A 15639-nucleotide genomic window follows, 5' to 3' on the forward strand; every position below is an offset into this window, starting at 1 on the left:
CGGTCCGCTAGTCGTCGCGAAGCGCTCCCAAGCTGCCTTCCAGGAAGCGCATGACCGCCTCAAGCTCCAGCTGCTGCACGTATTCCAGCTTGTCGCGGGCTTCTTCGTCGCCGATCCGGTACGCCTGCATCGCTGCGGCGGTTACGAACAAATAAGGATTCCAGCTCCCCTGCGCGGCGATTTGGCCGGCGGCCTCCCTGGTCGGTCCGTCTGCGACCGGATGCTGCCGAAGATAAGCTGCCGCCCTCGCCTGCAAGCCATGGTAGGCGGGGTGATTGCCGGCCTGGCGAAACCAGTAGCTCGCGTTGTCGAAATCTCCTTCGCGCCGGTGAACGATGCCGTGCAGCAAGCTCCCCGTCGGCGTCCCGAGCCGTTCGACCAGATCGTGGGCGCGCTTCAGGCTGTCGTTCCACAAGTGGAGCGCGGCCAAATAAGCGAGCGCGGACGGAATTCCGTCCGCCCGTCCTCCCGACAGCCGCTCCGGCGACACGCCGTCCAGCTCTTCGTCGATGCCGGGATGCCAGACTCCGTCCGGCATTAGCGACGGCAGGCGAGCCCGGTTGCGCAGTCTGCGAATCGCGTTCGCCAGACGGGTCGTCTGTTCGGGTTCCATAACCTTCTCCGTGTCGGTTATCCAGCCTTCCTCTTGCTCCGTACCCCTCATCCAAGCGCCCCCCAACTTGCCATCTTTTGACAAAACAATAGCCTATTTAACGATTTTTGTCAAAATAAACCTTGGCCAATCGGATCGGGAACGCCGCTAAACAAGCAAAAAAAGCCTCCCCGCCGAGGGGAGACTTCTCCGATACGTCAATCCGCTTATTTGCCCTGATACACTTCCGGAGTCGTCATCTTGTCGTAAAACTCCGTGAACAGATCGCGCTTGTCCGAGGCTCTCCAGCCCATGGCGGATCTCGGATGCTCGTCCAGCGTACCGGTAATCATGTCGGGGATCAGGTAGCCCCATTCTTCCTTCTCGCGCAGCTTGATCATGTGCTTCTCGATCATGCCGAGCACCGGGCGAAGACTGTACTCCGGACGGGTCAGCTTGGCGAGCAGCAGCTCGGTCGGCGTATTGCCGGCAGCGCGCCCCATGCCGAAGACGGACGAGTCCAGCAGCTCGACGCCGAGCTGCGCCGCGGTCAGCGTATTGGCGAACGCCAGCTGCAGGTTGTTGTGCGTATGCACGCCCAGACGTTTGTTCTTCAGCGTGCGGCTGAACTTATCCACCAGGTAGCGGATATCGTCCGGGTCCAGGCTGCCGTAGGAGTCGACGATATAGACGACGTCGATCGGGCTGTCGTTGATCATCGCCAGCGACTCGTTCAGCTCATTGTCCATAACGCCGGACAGCGCCATGATGTTGATCGTCGTCTCGTAGCCGCGCTTATGGAACAGCGTGCCCAGATCGATCGCCTTCGCGGTGTCGCGGGCGTAGCAGGCGACGCGGATCAGGTCGAGCATCGACTCGCTGCGCTCGAGCACGTCGTTCTCGTCCACGCGTCCGACGTCGACGAGCGCGGACAGCTTCGTGCGTTTCTTCTCGCCGATCACCTTGCGCAGAAAGTCGTCGTTCAGAAATCTCCACGGACCTTCCTTGCCTTCGCTCTTCAGCAGCTTGGGTGAATTTTTGTAGCCGACCTCCATATACTCCACGCCGGCCGCGTTCAACGACTCGTACAGATCCTGCACGAACTCCACGCTGAAATCCCAGTTGTTGACCAACCCTCCGTCGCGAACGGTGCAGTCCACGATCTTGCAGTGATTCGTCTTGCTATGTACCGTCATGATTCTGAATTCTCCTTTTCTCGGCCCCGCGGATACCTGTGTCGAAATATAATGATTATTAGTTTACATCAAACCGCGCGGGTTTGCTACCTCTAATCGATCGGCTTCAGGAGAATTGGAATACGATGTCTTCGCCGCGGCAATCGATGCGCAGACTTCTGCCCTCCAGAAACCAGACGTCCTTGCTCTCCATGTAGAAGGTCACCCGGTCGGCGACCGTCGTCACCGCGGCGTCGATCGGCGTGTCCCGCGTAATGCCGAAGGCAAAAGGAAGCTCCCCTCCGCTAACGTAACGCACGAACACTCTTACCGTTTCCCCGTCGGCGATTCCCCATTCCCCTTTGAAGCATGACAGCGCGGAAGGCGTAACGATCAGTTCCATATCCAACACCTCATCTTTCAATTTTGGGTCCCCTTCCATTCTACCTCCATCCGCCCGATAAAGAAATGAGCCGGATCACAAGAGATCCGGCCCAGTCTATCCAAATTTCCGCGCCAAGCTCGTCCCGCTTCGATATCGCCCCGCCTTGCGGAGGCTCCGGACGACCGGGCTTACGGCCTTGCCGTATGCCCCAGCCGATTGACGGGCGCCTTACGACGGAAGGAATATCCTTCCGCTTGGCACTCCTGCCCGGAACGCGCGGCCAGCGAACGGGTCAATTCCATGAACCACGATTCGTCTCGAGTCGCCAGCGCGAGGTCGATCAGATTGTACAGCGAACTCTCCTCGTCCATCGCGTAAGACGGCAATTCCCGAAGCCAGTGCTCCAGCACGGAGGTCGATTTGCCCGTCGACTCCTCGTTATCGGAGCGGACGACGAATACTTTCGCCAATCCTTTCGAATGATCTATCGACTCGATAAACCCGTGCACGAATTCCCCGTTTCTCGTCTTGGCTTGCACCCAATCGCCGATCTCGAATTTCATGTTGCCCACCGCCCGTCTATAAATATGGATTGCGCAAAACTGTAACTACTTATATTACAATTCGGAGAAAAAAATCGACGATCCGCATTGCTGCCTGCTCGCCGTCTATTTCCGCCACTGGATATACTGTAATTATAAATATTACAGTTGCGATTGTCAATTCCGCCGTTCGACAGCCTCCGCCGCGGCTGCCGCCGGCCCTATGCTATACTTTATGCATTTCGCCGGAACGAGGTATAGGCTTCGGCCCGCCCGGACGCCGTCCGCTTCTGAACACGAACGGCGCGACCGCTAGCGACAGCGCCATCAGAGCCGCGCCCGCGAACGAAGCGATGCCGTAGGATTGAATCCACAGCGGCCCGCCGACCGCTTGATCGTACAGCCACCCGCCCGCAATCGGCCCGACGAATCCCGCAATGCCCGTGAAAGCCGAGAAGACGGCGACGTACATCGGCCTCTCCGATTTGGGAGAATCCCCGATCAGGAAGTTGAATACGAGCAGGTTGTAGCCGGCCAGCCCGAAGCCGAGCAGCGCGTGCGCGACGATTAGAATGAGCAGCGCCGGCAGAGCGGCCATGCCCGCCCAGATCGCGCACGACCCCGCGATCATCGGGAACGTCCAGAGCAGAAGCGCGTTCGTTGAATACCGGCTGTTGAGCAATCCCCAATAATAGTAGCTGATCATCATCACCAGATTTTGCAGCATGATAATCAGCGTGACTTTGCTTGCGCTCAGCTTCATCACTTCAAGCATGACGTACGCGAACAGCGGAACGGCGACATTCTGCAGCAAAATGAACAGGGCGATGAACAGCGTCGCCATCAGAAACCGCCGGTCCGCGAACGGACGCGCGAACATGCGAAGCGACTTTCCGCTCTCCGAAGGTTGAAAAGGAGGGTTCGGATATTGCGTCAGCGCCCAGCCGTTCCAGACGACGCAGGCGGCGCTGATGCCGAACAGCACGACGAATCCGCGAGGACCCGGCAGCCATTCCATAATCTGCCCTCCGAGCAGCAGCGTCATGCAGACGACGGCCCAGTGGACCGTGTTGCGGATGCCGAAATATTTGCCCCTGACGCTGGCGGGAACGATGTCCGCCATCAGTGACGTCCATACGACGCCTCCGGCCTGGCCGGAAACCATGCAGACGAGCCACATGGCCAGATAGACCGGGATCCAGGAATCCTCCGGAAACGCCAGCGGGATCAGCCCGGTTCCGACCCACACCGTCCGGTGGACGATGCCGAACAGCGCGACGAAAAACCGGCGATTGTGCCAGCTCTGCATCGCGAACGCGATCAGCACCTGAATGAGCAGGGCGAACGGCGGTATCGCCAGCACGAGACCGATATGGAACGCGCTAAACCCGAGATACGTCAAAAAGACGGTCTGTAACGGACCGCCAAGCAGATTTCCCAATATATTCGCCGGAATGCCCTCGATCAACGAGATTCTGAGGCTTTTGCGGTTCTCGGATTCGCTTCTGCGGACCGAGAGCGCGCGCTTCATTCCTTTGATCCAACCGCTCATCGCGATGTTCCCCCATGTTGTACCGAATGTTACCGAGAAGTTCCCTCATCGCCGCGAATCCTGCGCAGCTACACCGATTTTACTCGTACTACTCGACGTAAGGCAAATAAATCATGAATTCGGTTCCTTCGCGAATTTGGCTGTTCACTTGAATGGTGCCTCCATGGTTGGTGATGATCCGGTAGCTGACCGACAGCCCCAATCCCGTGCCGGCTTCCTTCGTCGTGAAGAACGGATCGAACAGCCGGTTCAGAATCGCTCTCTCCATCCCTTTTCCGTTGTCCCTGATCGAAATGACCGCGAACCTGCCCTCCGTTCTGGCCGATATATCGATGCGTCCTTTTCTCTCCCCGATCATGTCCTGAATAGCGTCTATCGCGTTCTTCATGATGTTCAGCAGCACCTGCTTGATCTGCTTCACGTCGACCGCCACGGTCAGCCCCGGCTCGAAGTTCTCGCAATGGATTTCGCAGCCCTTCATGTTCGCTTCGCTCTCGGAAATGAGAATCGACTCCCTGAGCAGCATGTCCACGAGAACCTTCTGCTTCATCGGCGCGGACGGCTTGGAGGAGTTCAGGAACTCGTAAATGATGTCGTTGGCCCGATCGATCTCCGACAAAATAATTCTGCCGTATTCCTGCTTGCCGATCTCCGATAAATAGGGGTTAAGCAGCTGGATGAACCCTCTGATCGAAGTGAGCGGATTGCGGATTTCGTGGGCGATCGCCGCCGCGGTCTTGCCAAGCATCGCCAGCTTGTCGTTCTGGAATGCCGCCTGCTCGATCAGCTTATACTCCGACACGTCCTTCACGCTGACCAGGTAATCTCCCTCCAGCTCGTCCGGCTGCGAGATGCTGACCAGCAGGTGGCGTCCGGCGGCGTCCTGGAACTCGTCGTGATAGCGGCGGTACAGCGCCAATCCCCGGTAAATTCTCAGAACGTGCTTGCGGATCGACCGGCTCAGGCTTTCGTGAAAAAAAAGCCGGAACAGCGTGCTTCCGATCAACGCCTTGCGAGGAGCCTTCAACATTTTCGACATTTGCACGTTCACGAATCGGAGGTTGCCCGCGGCATCGAATAGAGCGACTCCGCTGTCCATATGTTGGAGAACGGTTTCAAATTTGTTCGAAGTCGTCTCGTCGATGTGCTCCGAGTGGATCGCTCCGGCGTTATAGAGCAGCTTGTCCTCGTCCCGCTTCTCTTCGGCCGCGGCCGCTTCGGGCAGGCGCAAGGAAACGAGCAGCTCGGTAATAAATAAAAGAGACCGGTGGACTAACGTCATCCGGTCTTCTGGTTCCGCGTAGGAAAGCAGAAACTTTACGCTCTCTTCATGGTGCCTAAGAATAACGGATGCCGGCAATCCGATCAGTTCGATCCACAGCTCCTGCATTTCCGGTCGAACGACGTGTCCGCCGCTTCGGGCGAACTCCGCAAGAACCGGAAAATATCGAGTTTTCCATCCGTTCATATCGAGAACCCTCCATTGCCAGAGCAGTCTCAGACCCCGCCGCTTCAAATTAACCAAATCATATCTATTAACGATCGCGGATGTCAACCGAAGAAGTTGTCGAGTCGTGACGAACGCATACGGACCGAAGTCATGAGACTTTTGTCGAATAAATCCGCAAAAAAAGGAGCGGCCCGGCATGATCGTACGACCCGCCGGACAGCTCCGAACTTGTTCCTTTTCTATCGCATTGCCTGGGGCGTGTATGCACGCCCTAGACCGCTCCGCCCGGCGCGCGCTTCAGCTTAAGCTTGTGGCGCCGTTGGCTGAGGACGATCAGACGCTTCTTCAACTGCTGCTGCCATTCCGTATCGCCAAGCTCCTTGGCGAAGGTCAGCAGATCGAGAGACATGTCGATCTGATTTTGCACGATCGCCATCGGATCTTCCTCTTCGTTGTTCACGCAATTTTCGTGCAGCGCTTTATCCGATTCATCGACGTAATCCTGGAAGTCGACTTCAGATGCTCCGTCGCCATGCGCATATTCGGCCAAAATTTCGTATTCGTTCTCCACCAGGTAGTGGACTTCGACCCGATGGCATACGGGACAAAACAAAATCGGCACGTTATGGATTCTCGTCCGGTAATGCTTCAGCGTCCCTTTCGTCCCGATCATGCTAGCTCCACAGCAAAAGCTCATCGCCTTCCCTCCCTGAATCGCTAAATCGGTATCCCTTATTCTTCTCACTATATTCTCTACGCATGAACACAATTCCTGCCGGAAAATGAGGACACGAGGTTAAAAACTCCCCGGGGCGCTTGGCGCTTGCCCCGGGGAGTTACTATGACGATCGCCCTCGTTCGGGCGGTCTTCGATTACTTGGCCAATGCCGCGACGATCAGATCGCCCATGGCGGTCGTGCCGATCGCGCTGCTCTTGTCGGTCGCGATGTCTCCGGTGCGGTGTCCGGCGTCGAGCACGTTTTTGACGGCCGTCTCGATCGCGGTCGCAGCGTCCTCGTAGCCGAACGTCAGGCGGAACATGAGCGCGACGGACAGAATCGTCGCGATCGGGTTGGCGATGCCTTGGCCGGCAATATCAGGAGCGGAGCCGTGCACCGGCTCGTACAGGCCGAAGCTGCCTTCGCCCAGCGACGCCGACGACAGCATGCCGATCGAACCGGTCAGCATCGCCGCTTCGTCGCTCAGAATGTCGCCGAACATGTTTTCCGTCACGATAACGTCGAAGCTCGACGGACGGCGCAGCAGCTGCATCGCGCAGTTGTCGACGAGCACATGCTCCAGCTCGACGTCCGGATATTCCGGAGCGATGCGGTTAACCGTCTCTCTCCACAGGCGGGACGTTTCCAGTACGTTCGCTTTATCGACGGAAGCCAGACGCTTGCTGCGCTTCTGAGCCACTTCGAACGCTTGGCGAACGATGCGCTCGATTTCCGTTACGTTATAGACGCAGGTGTCGACGGCTTCCTGGCCTTGCGCGCCGTCGCGGCGGAACTTCTCGCCGAAGTAGATGCCGCCCGTCAGCTCGCGAACGACGATCAGGTCGGTGCCTTCCAGCACTTCCGGTTTCAACGTGGAGGCATCCTTCAGGCAATCGAACACGACCGCCGGACGAATGTTGGAGAACAGGCCGAGCGCTTTGCGGATGCCGAGCAATCCGGTCTCCGGACGGAGCTCCTTCGAATTGTTGTCCCATTTCGGGCCGCCTACCGCTCCAAGCAGCACGGCGTCTGAGTTTTGGCAAATTTCAAGCGTCTCCTGCGGAAGGGGAGTACCCTTCTCGTCGATGGCGATGCCGCCGAACAGGCCGTGCTGGAATTCGAACTTGTAGCCGAACAGCTCCTCCGTCTTCTTCATCACTTTGATCGCTTCCGCGACGACTTCCGGGCCGATGCCGTCTCCGGCGATGACGGCGATTTTTTTAACTTCTGACATCTGTCGTATCCACTCCACCTGTAGGTTATTGTCCATTGAGACTTTCTCTCAATTGTAGTACACTTCGTCCGCGAATGAAAATATATAATAACTATCGTTTCTATAGGCAACGCCTATGTCTCCGCTCGTATCCCGATCGCTAAGGCACTTTTTTGGCCTCCAAGCTCCCAAGTCCCGTCCACTTAGGCACTTTTTTGGCCTCGGGCCCTCGCCACAGTCCTGTCGGAGCGCTCGGAGTTGTTGTCGAAGACGAATCGGATAAGCAATGCTACGGAATTTACACTCTCTGGCGCGCACAAAGGGTTGGGCAGGGAACGTCCCGCCCAACCCTTGAAAACCCGGTTTTACTTCACCAGAACGCTCTCCATCGCCTGATTGAGACGCTTCATGCCTGCAACCGTGCCTTCGAAGTCGTTGTGCGTGAAGTTGAGCCGCATCGTGCTCTTGCCCGAGCCGTCCGCGAAGAACGAGACGCCCGGCACGAACGCCACGCCCAGGTCGACGGCCATCTTGAGCAGTTCCCCGGTGTCTATCGACTCCGGCAGCTCCAGCCAGAAGAACATGCCGCCCTTCGGCTCGTTCCACGTCACGCCCGGCCATTGCTGCTGCGACAGCAGTTCGGCCATCTGGCGCATGCGTGCTTCGTATTCCTTGCGAACGAACTCGATGTGGCCCGCGAGATCGAAGTGCTCGATCAACTGATGCAGCGCTTGCTGGTCGAGAGAGCTCGAATGCAAGTCCGCGGCCTGCTTGGCACGGGCCAGATGGCGGATCACTTCCGGATCGGCCATGACCCAGCCGGTGCGCAGCGCCGGGGCAACCGTCTTGGAAAACGTGCTCGTATAGACGACGCATGAGCCTTGCGGATGCTCATCCAGCGAAAATAAAGAAGGATAAGTCACGGACGCGTCGCCGAATTTCAACTCGCCGTACGGATCGTCCTCGAGAATGAGCGCGTCGCTCGCGCGGCACAGCTCCAGCACTCCCTTGCGGCGCTCCAGGCTCCACGCCTTGCCCGTCGGGTTGGAAAACGTCGGGATGACGTACACCAGCTTGGGAGAATGCTCCTTCAGCTTGGCCGCCAGATCGTCCAGCACCATGCCGTCCTCGTCAGCTTCGACGGAGACGAGCGTTGCGCCGTACGAGCGGAACACCTGCAGCGCCGACAGATAAGTCGGTTTCTCGACCAGGATGACGTCGCCCGGGTCGATGTAGATCCGCGTCAGCAGATCGATCGCCTGCTGCGAGCCGGTCGTGATGAGCAGATCGTCCGGCGTAATCGTTACGCCTTTAGGCTCCATCCACTTGCAGATGCTCTCGCGAAGCGGGAGGTAACCCTCCGTCAAGCCGTACTGCAGCGCCTTGTTGCCCGCCGCCAGCACCCGCTCGAACGCTTCCCCGATCGCCGCGACCGGAAAATGCTCCTCCGCGGGCAGTCCGCCCGCGAAAGAGATGATCGATTTTCTCTGCGTCAGCTTTAGAATTTCCCGAACCGCCGACGAGGAGAAGGAGTCGAGCCTTTTGGAATACCGATAGTTCATCCGAAGCTCCCCATTTCTGTTAGATCAGAGTGACGTTGTCGCGCTTGTTGCGCGCAGGCGCGTTGCGTTTGTCGATGAGCCTGTTCAGCGCGTCCACGTAGGCACGTGCGCTCGCTTCCAGAATGTCCGTGCTGACTCCGCGTCCTTGAGCGGACGTATCCCCTTGCTTCAGAACGACGTGGACTTCGCCCAGCGCGTCCGTTCCGTCCGTAACCGACTTGATCGTATAATCGTCCAATTCGACCGTCTCGCCGGTCAGCGCGTCGATCGCCTGATAGATCGCGTCGACCGAGCCGTTGCCCTCGGACTCCTTCTTCACGATGCCTTGCTGCGTCTTCAGCGTAACCGTCGCCGTCGGAGTCGCATGGCTGTCGAACGACACGACCAGCTTCTCCAGGGCGAATACTTCCGGCGTCTCGACGAGCTTCTCTTCGAGCAGCGCGCGAATGTCCTCGTCGCTGACGTTCTTCTTGCGGTCGGCGAGATCCTTGAACTTGCCGAACGCGGCGTTCACTTGATCTTCCGTCAGCTGCTCGTAGCCGAGATCGATCAGCTTCTCGCGGAACGCGTGGCGTCCGGAGTGCTTGCCGAGCACCAGCTTGCTGTCGCGCAGGCCGATCGTCTCCGGCGAAATGATCTCGTACGTCGTCTTCTCCTTCAGCACGCCGTCCTGGTGAATGCCGGACTCGTGCGCGAACGCGTTCGCGCCGACGATCGCCTTGTTGCCCGGCACGACCATACCGGTCAGCTTGCTGACGAGGCGGCTCGTGCGCGCGATCTCCTTCAGGTTCAGCGTCGTCGTCGCCTGGAAGAACTCCGCGCGCGTCGCCAGCGTCAATGCCACTTCCTCCAGCGCGGTGTTGCCGGCGCGTTCGCCGATGCCGTTGATCGTGCCTTCCACCTGGTCGGCTCCGTTCAGAATCGCGGCCAGCGCGTTCGCGGTCGCCATGCCGAGATCGTCATGGCAGTGGGCGGACAGCTGAATGCGCTCGATCCCCGGCACCTTTTCCTTCAGCACTTTGAAGATGTTGCCGAACTCCTGGGGCGTCATGTAGCCGACCGTGTCCGGAATGTTGACGACGGTCGCGCCGGCGTTGATCGCCATTTCCGCGACCTGGCACAGATAGTCCAGTTCGGTGCGGCCCGCGTCTTCGGGAGAAAATTCGATTTTGTCGAAATATTGCTTGGCATAGCGAATCGCCCGATCCGCCGTCTCCAGCACCTGATCCTTATCCATCCGCAGCTTGTGCTGGCGGTGAATCGGGGAAGTAGCCAGGAACAGATGGATACCCGGATCTTCCGCGCCTTTAAGCGCTTCCTTCACGGCGTCGATATCCTGCTCCCGCGAACGGGCAAGACCGATGACGGTGGCGTTCTTGACCGCTTTCGCCACGGCGTTAACCGCCGCCAGGTCTCCTGGAGAAGCGGCGGGGAAACCGGCCTCAATGCGGTCGACGCCCAGCTTCTCGAGCTGCAGCGCGATTTCAACCTTCTCTTGAGTGTTCAAGTTCACGCCCGGAGACTGCTCTCCGTCGCGAAGCGTCGTGTCGAAAATATAAATTTTTCTCATGTCGGGGGAATTACCCGCACCTCCTGAAGCAAATCTGAGCTATCTTCAAATTATAGCACACCGTCTGTCGTTATTTAACAAAAACCCCGGCAGCGCATGCCGGGGTTTCGTATCCGCGCGTGGCGGTTGGTCTTATTTCTTGATCCAGTGCATCAGGCCGCGCAGCTGAGCGCCGACGACTTCGATCGGATGCTCGGCTTCGTTGCGGCGAGTAGCCGTCAGGAAGGCGCGTCCGGATTGGTTTTCGAGGATGAAGTCGCGAGCGAACTTGCCTTGTTGGATGTCGGACAGCACGCGTTTCATTTCCTTCTTCGTCTCTTCCGTTACGACGCGAGGGCCGGTGACGTAGTCGCCGTACTCCGCCGTGTTGGAGATGGAGTGGCGCATGGAAGCCAGTCCGCCTTCGTACATCAGGTCGACGATCAGCTTCAGCTCGTGCAAGCACTCGAAGTAAGCCATCTCAGGCGCGTAACCCGCTTCGACGAGCGTTTCGAAGCCGGCTTTGACGAGCGCGGAAGCGCCGCCGCACAGAACGGCTTGTTCGCCGAACAGGTCGGTTTCCGTTTCTTCCTTGAACGTCGTCTCGATAACCCCGGCGCGGGTACAGCCGATGCCTTTGGCGTAAGCCATGCCGATCTCAAACGCCTTGCCTGTGCCGTTCTGATGAATGGCGATCAGTCCCGGAACGCCGAAGCCTTCGACGTAAGTGCGGCGAACCATGTGGCCCGGGGATTTCGGAGCGACGAGCAGAACGTCCGCGTCCGCCGGAGCGACGATTTGGCCGAAGTGTACGTTAAAGCCGTGGGAGAACATCAGAGCGGCGCCTTTTTTCAGGTTTGGCTCGATTTCGTTTTTATAGACGCTTGCTTGCGTCTCGTCCGGCATCAGAATTTGCACGACGTCCGCTTTGCGGGTAGCGTCGGCGACGGACAGCACTTCGAAGCCGTCGTTGCGCGCGCTTTCCGCGGATTTGCCTTCGCGTAGGCCGATGATGACGTTTACGCCGCTGTCGCGGAGGTTTTGCGCTTGCGCGTGTCCTTGGCTGCCGTAACCGATAACTGCGATCGTTTTGCCTTTAAGAACGCCGAGGTCGGCGTCTTTCTCGTGAAACAAGTTAACTGCCATTGAACTGTGTTCCTCCTTAAAATAAGTCAATATTTGTCGACCCTCGAAGCGGGCGTTCCAAGAGAGACGGCTCCGGCGGCCTGGTGCGCGCGTCAGGCTTCTCTCCTCGAATACCCGCTCCGCGGGTACGATTGCTTGTCCAGACTGAGGGCTCCTTATCTGGCGCCCCTATTCATCGCCGTTACGCCCGTCCGGGACAGCTCGCGGATGCCGTACGGCTTAAGCAGTTCGATCATCGCGTCGATCTTATCCGAATCGCCGACGACCTGAACGATCAGGCTCGACGGGCCGATATCCACGACCGCCGCGCGGAACGTCTCCACGATGCCGAGAATTTCGGGGCGCATCGACGGCTCGGCGCTGATCTTGATCAGGGCGAGCTCGCGGCCGACCATCGGGTTGCCGCTGACGTCGATGACTTTGATGACGTCGATCAGCTTATACAATTGCTTCTGAATCTGCTCCAGCGTATGGTCGTCGCCCGTCGTGACGATGACCATACGGGACAGACCCGGTTCCTCGGAAGCTCCGACGGTAATGCTCTCGATATTGAAGCCGCGGCGGCCGAACAGGCCGGAAACCCGCTGCAGCACGCCGGGCTGGTCGTTGACGAGAATCGCTATCGTAAATTTACGGTTCATTCGGCATCCCCCATGATCATCTGGTCGATCGTGCTACCTTGGGTAACCATCGGATAGACGTTTTCGTTCCTGCGGACGACGAACTCCACGACCGCCGGACCCGGATGCTCGAGCGCTTCCTTCCAGACGCGAAGGGCGTCGTCCTTGTTGGCGGCCCGATAGCCTTTCACCCCATAAGCTTCCGCCAGCTTGACGAAATCCGGGCTGCCGGCCAAATCGATATGGCTGAAACGGTTCTCGTGAACCAGCTCCTGCCATTGGCGAACCATGCCGAGCACCTGGTTATTGATAATGACGACCTTGACCGGAATGTTGTTGATCGCGCAAATCGCCAGCTCTTGGGCGCACATCTGCATGCCGCCGTCGCCGTTGATCGAGACGACCGTCCGGTCCGGGTTGCCCATCTGGGCGCCGATCGCGGACGGGAAGCCGAAGCCCATCGTTCCGAGACCGCCCGAGGTGACCCAGGAACGCGGCTGGTTAAACGGATAGTATTGCGCCGCCCACATCTGATGCTGGCCTACGTCCGTCGTGACGATCGCGTCGCCGCGCGTCGTCTCGTGGATCATCGAGACGACCCACTGCGGCTTCAGTTCCGTCTCCGAATCGACGTAGGAATAAGGCTTCTCGGCCTTCCATTCCTGTATCTGCTTGCGCCAGGCATCCGCCTTCGCCGCAGGTTTGACAAGGGCGTTCGCCTGCTGCAGCACCGCTTTGACGTCGCCGACGATCGGAATGTCGGTCGGGACGTTCTTGCCGATCTCCGCCGGATCGATGTCGATGTGGACGATCTTCGCGTGCGGCGCAAAGCCGGAAAGCTTGCCCGTGACGCGGTCGTCGAAGCGGGCGCCGATGTTGATCAGCAGATCCGCCGTCTGGATCGCCGTGTTCGCCGTCCACGTGCCGTGCATGCCCGGCATGCCCATGTGCAGTTCGTTCCCGCTCGGGAAGCCGCCGAGACCGAGCAGCGTCGTCGTCGTCGGGATGCCCGTCTTCGTGACGAACTCGTACAGCTCCTCGTGCGCCCCGGAGTAGACGACTCCGCCGCCGGCAAGAATGACCGGCTTCTCCGCGTTCTCGATCGCGCGGAGCATTTTGTCCAACTGGTTTTTGTTCGGCTGGACCGTCGGGTTGTATCCGCGAAGCTGCACGCCGGATACCGGCTGGAACAGCGTCTTCTCGGCCGACACGTCCTTCGGAATATCGATGAGCACCGGACCTTTGCGTCCGCTGTTGGCAATATGGAATGCTTCGTGAATGATGCGGGGCAGATCCTCCGCCTTGCGAACGAGATAGCTGTGCTTCGTGATCGGCATCGTGATGCCGACGATATCCGCTTCTTGGAAAGCGTCCGTTCCGATCAAATGCGTCGCTACGTTGCCCGTAATGACGACCAGCGGCACCGAATCCATATACGCGGTCGCGATGCCCGTGACCAGGTTCGTCGCCCCCGGGCCGGAAGTCGCGATACAGACGCCGACTTTGCCGGTGGAACGGGCGTAGCCGTCCGCCGCATGAATAGCGCCTTGCTCATGCCTCGTCAACAGATGGTGGAAATCGTCGAAGCCGTGCATAGCGTCGTAGATGAAGAGCACCGCGCCCCCCGGATAGCCGAAGACGCACTCCGCACCCTCCAATAACAGACTGCGAAGCAGCATTTCCGACCCGGTGATCACTTCCGGCTTGCTCCATTTTGCGATCAATTCTTCTTTGGATTTGATGGTAGTTTCCTGTGCGCTCATCTTTTTTCCTCCTTTCAACGAATCAAAAAAGCCCTTCGTCCCGACGACAACATGACGTCTAGGGACGAAAGGCTAATAGCTTCCGTGGTACCACCCGAGTTTGCCGGTCACCTCGCGATGACGGCCTTATAAAGTACGAGGCAGATCATGCCGCCGTTCGTACTCCAAGCGCAATAACGAGCGCCACTCCGATTCTCCCTAATGAGCCTTGCGGCGGTTCAGGGGAACAGCTCCGAGGAGACTTCGCTAACAGGGATTAAGGCATCGGTCTCAGCTAATCCGACGCTCTCTGAGCATAAGAGCCCTATCGCTTTTTCCTCATCACGGCTATTGAATGTTGAGTCGATTTAGCATTTATTATATTCCCCGCCGGGACATTCGTCAATACACATCTTAGCCGTTCCGGGCGGAAAGACTTGTTCATACGTTATAAAACCGCAATTCCGCAGCTTCCGGGCCTATGTCGAGCTTCTATAAAAAGAAGGAGGAATACCGTTGATCCGATGGAGAAGAACTCGCGATGACAAAGCCATCGTGGAACTCGTCCGCACGCAGCTCGTTCCGATCTCCCCTTGGCAGCATCCCAGGGACGGAAGATTGCATGCGGATGTCGTCAAGCGGCTTCGCAAAGGCGCTACACTGGTCGCGTCGAAGACGGACCGGAGCCCGCCGCTCGGCTTTCTCCACATGGAGTTTCGGCATCCGAAGCTGTTCATCGACTTGCTGGCCGTGGACTCCAGGCATCAGAACAACAAATTCGGAACGGCGCTGATGCAGCGCGCCGAGATCTACGGACGAAGCCAGGGCTGCGTCGCGTCGCACGTATTCGTCGACGATCATAATTATCGGGCTCTGCGGTTTTACCGCCGGCTCGGTTACGATACGCTCAGCGTTATTCCGTCGTTAAAAGTCGTCGAGCTCTTCAAATCCTTATATACGTAAATGCGCGCACAGGGCGTCGTCGCGGGCGGAGACCGCCGTTTACCACCAGCCACCGCCCCATCCGCCGTCCAATCCTCCGCCGAAGCCGCCTCCCCAGCCGCCTCCGCCCCAACCGCCTCCCCAGCCTGCGCCGGCCACCGTGCCCAGCGCCAGCAGATCGAACAGGACGAGCGGAAGAATCGCGCTGGTCCTCGCTTTTTTGCCTCGCGGCTGTTCCAGAATGAGCTTGTCTCCGGAGATCCGGACAAGCTTGCCCGAAGCGACCGAGCCGTCCTTGCGGACCGCGTAGACGTGCTTTCCAACCAGCTTCCGCGCTTGCGAACGGGTGATGTTCGCCATTTCGCACCTCTCCCTTCTTAGCCGGACATGCCTGCGGCGCCCGCCTCGCTCCCGCACAGGCGCCGGTTTACGGTTGTCCGTCATCCTTCA

General features: G+C 58.6%; 15 protein-coding genes. 1 reads left to right on the plus strand and 14 read right to left on the minus strand.

Features of this window, described 5'->3' with window-relative positions; genetic code table 11:
- Window positions 1-7 precede the first annotated feature (7 nt).
- The 13 genes from ACESLM_RS00080 to ilvB form a co-directional block, all read right to left on the minus strand.
- Complete coding sequence (locus ACESLM_RS00080; RefSeq protein WP_372628822.1) at window positions 8-664, minus strand: hypothetical protein; 657 nt, start codon at window positions 662-664, stop codon at window positions 8-10.
- A 155-nt stretch (window positions 665-819) separates the two neighbouring features.
- The gene (locus ACESLM_RS00085) at window positions 820-1788 is read right to left on the minus strand and encodes an aldolase catalytic domain-containing protein (RefSeq protein ID WP_094045499.1); all 969 of its coding nucleotides are present in this window, start codon (window positions 1786-1788) and stop codon (window positions 820-822) included.
- Between the two features lie 106 nt (window positions 1789-1894).
- On the minus strand, window positions 1895-2191 hold the full coding sequence (locus ACESLM_RS00090) for a HesB/YadR/YfhF family protein (RefSeq protein WP_372628825.1): 297 nt from the start codon (window positions 2189-2191) through the stop codon (window positions 1895-1897).
- A 149-nt stretch (window positions 2192-2340) separates the two neighbouring features.
- Window positions 2341-2715, minus strand: a complete 375-nt coding sequence (locus ACESLM_RS00095; RefSeq protein WP_372628827.1) for an IDEAL domain-containing protein — start codon at window positions 2713-2715, stop codon at window positions 2341-2343.
- A 205-nt stretch (window positions 2716-2920) separates the two neighbouring features.
- The gene (locus tag ACESLM_RS00100) at window positions 2921-4246 is read right to left on the minus strand and encodes an MFS transporter (protein WP_372628829.1); all 1326 of its coding nucleotides are present in this window, start codon (window positions 4244-4246) and stop codon (window positions 2921-2923) included.
- 88 nt (window positions 4247-4334) lie between these two features.
- Window positions 4335-5714, minus strand: coding sequence for an ATP-binding protein (locus tag ACESLM_RS00105; protein ID WP_372628831.1), 1380 nt, complete (start codon window positions 5712-5714; stop codon window positions 4335-4337).
- 253 nt (window positions 5715-5967) lie between these two features.
- Entirely contained in the window at window positions 5968-6393 is a 426-nt protein-coding gene (locus ACESLM_RS00110) for a hypothetical protein (protein WP_094045491.1), read from the minus strand.
- Window positions 6394-6569: 176 nt separating this feature from the next.
- Window positions 6570-7649: a 3-isopropylmalate dehydrogenase gene (gene leuB, locus ACESLM_RS00115; RefSeq protein ID WP_372628833.1), complete on the minus strand. Its 1080-nt coding sequence runs from the start codon at window positions 7647-7649 to the stop codon at window positions 6570-6572.
- Window positions 7650-7993: 344 nt separating this feature from the next.
- On the minus strand, window positions 7994-9190 hold the full coding sequence (locus tag ACESLM_RS00120; RefSeq protein ID WP_372628835.1) for an aminotransferase-like domain-containing protein: 1197 nt from the start codon (window positions 9188-9190) through the stop codon (window positions 7994-7996).
- Window positions 9191-9209: 19 nt separating this feature from the next.
- Window positions 9210-10760, minus strand: a complete 1551-nt coding sequence (locus ACESLM_RS00125; protein ID WP_372628837.1) for a 2-isopropylmalate synthase — start codon at window positions 10758-10760, stop codon at window positions 9210-9212.
- A 132-nt stretch (window positions 10761-10892) separates the two neighbouring features.
- Window positions 10893-11885 (minus strand): ketol-acid reductoisomerase, encoded by a 993-nt coding sequence (ilvC, locus tag ACESLM_RS00130; RefSeq protein WP_372628839.1) that lies wholly within the window; start codon window positions 11883-11885, stop codon window positions 10893-10895.
- A 155-nt stretch (window positions 11886-12040) separates the two neighbouring features.
- Complete coding sequence (ilvN, locus tag ACESLM_RS00135) at window positions 12041-12526, minus strand: acetolactate synthase small subunit (protein ID WP_372628841.1); 486 nt, start codon at window positions 12524-12526, stop codon at window positions 12041-12043.
- The gene (gene ilvB / locus ACESLM_RS00140; RefSeq protein WP_372628843.1) at window positions 12523-14268 is read right to left on the minus strand and encodes a biosynthetic-type acetolactate synthase large subunit; all 1746 of its coding nucleotides are present in this window, start codon (window positions 14266-14268) and stop codon (window positions 12523-12525) included. The genes ilvN and ilvB overlap by 4 nt, the downstream gene beginning before the upstream one ends.
- Window positions 14269-14763: 495 nt before the next feature.
- Between ilvB and ACESLM_RS00145 the strand changes: the two genes are divergently transcribed.
- Window positions 14764-15210: a GNAT family N-acetyltransferase gene (locus ACESLM_RS00145; RefSeq protein ID WP_372628845.1), complete on the plus strand. Its 447-nt coding sequence runs from the start codon at window positions 14764-14766 to the stop codon at window positions 15208-15210.
- A gap of 39 nt (window positions 15211-15249) precedes the next feature.
- Here ACESLM_RS00145 and ACESLM_RS00150 read toward each other — a convergent pair whose 3' ends face one another.
- Window positions 15250-15549, minus strand: coding sequence for a hypothetical protein (locus tag ACESLM_RS00150; protein WP_372628847.1), 300 nt, complete (start codon window positions 15547-15549; stop codon window positions 15250-15252).
- Between the last annotated feature and the right edge of the window lie 90 nt (window positions 15550-15639).

The sequence above is a fragment of the Cohnella sp. genome, from assembly GCF_041641335.1.
Classification (GTDB): domain Bacteria; phylum Bacillota; class Bacilli; order Paenibacillales; family Paenibacillaceae; genus Cohnella.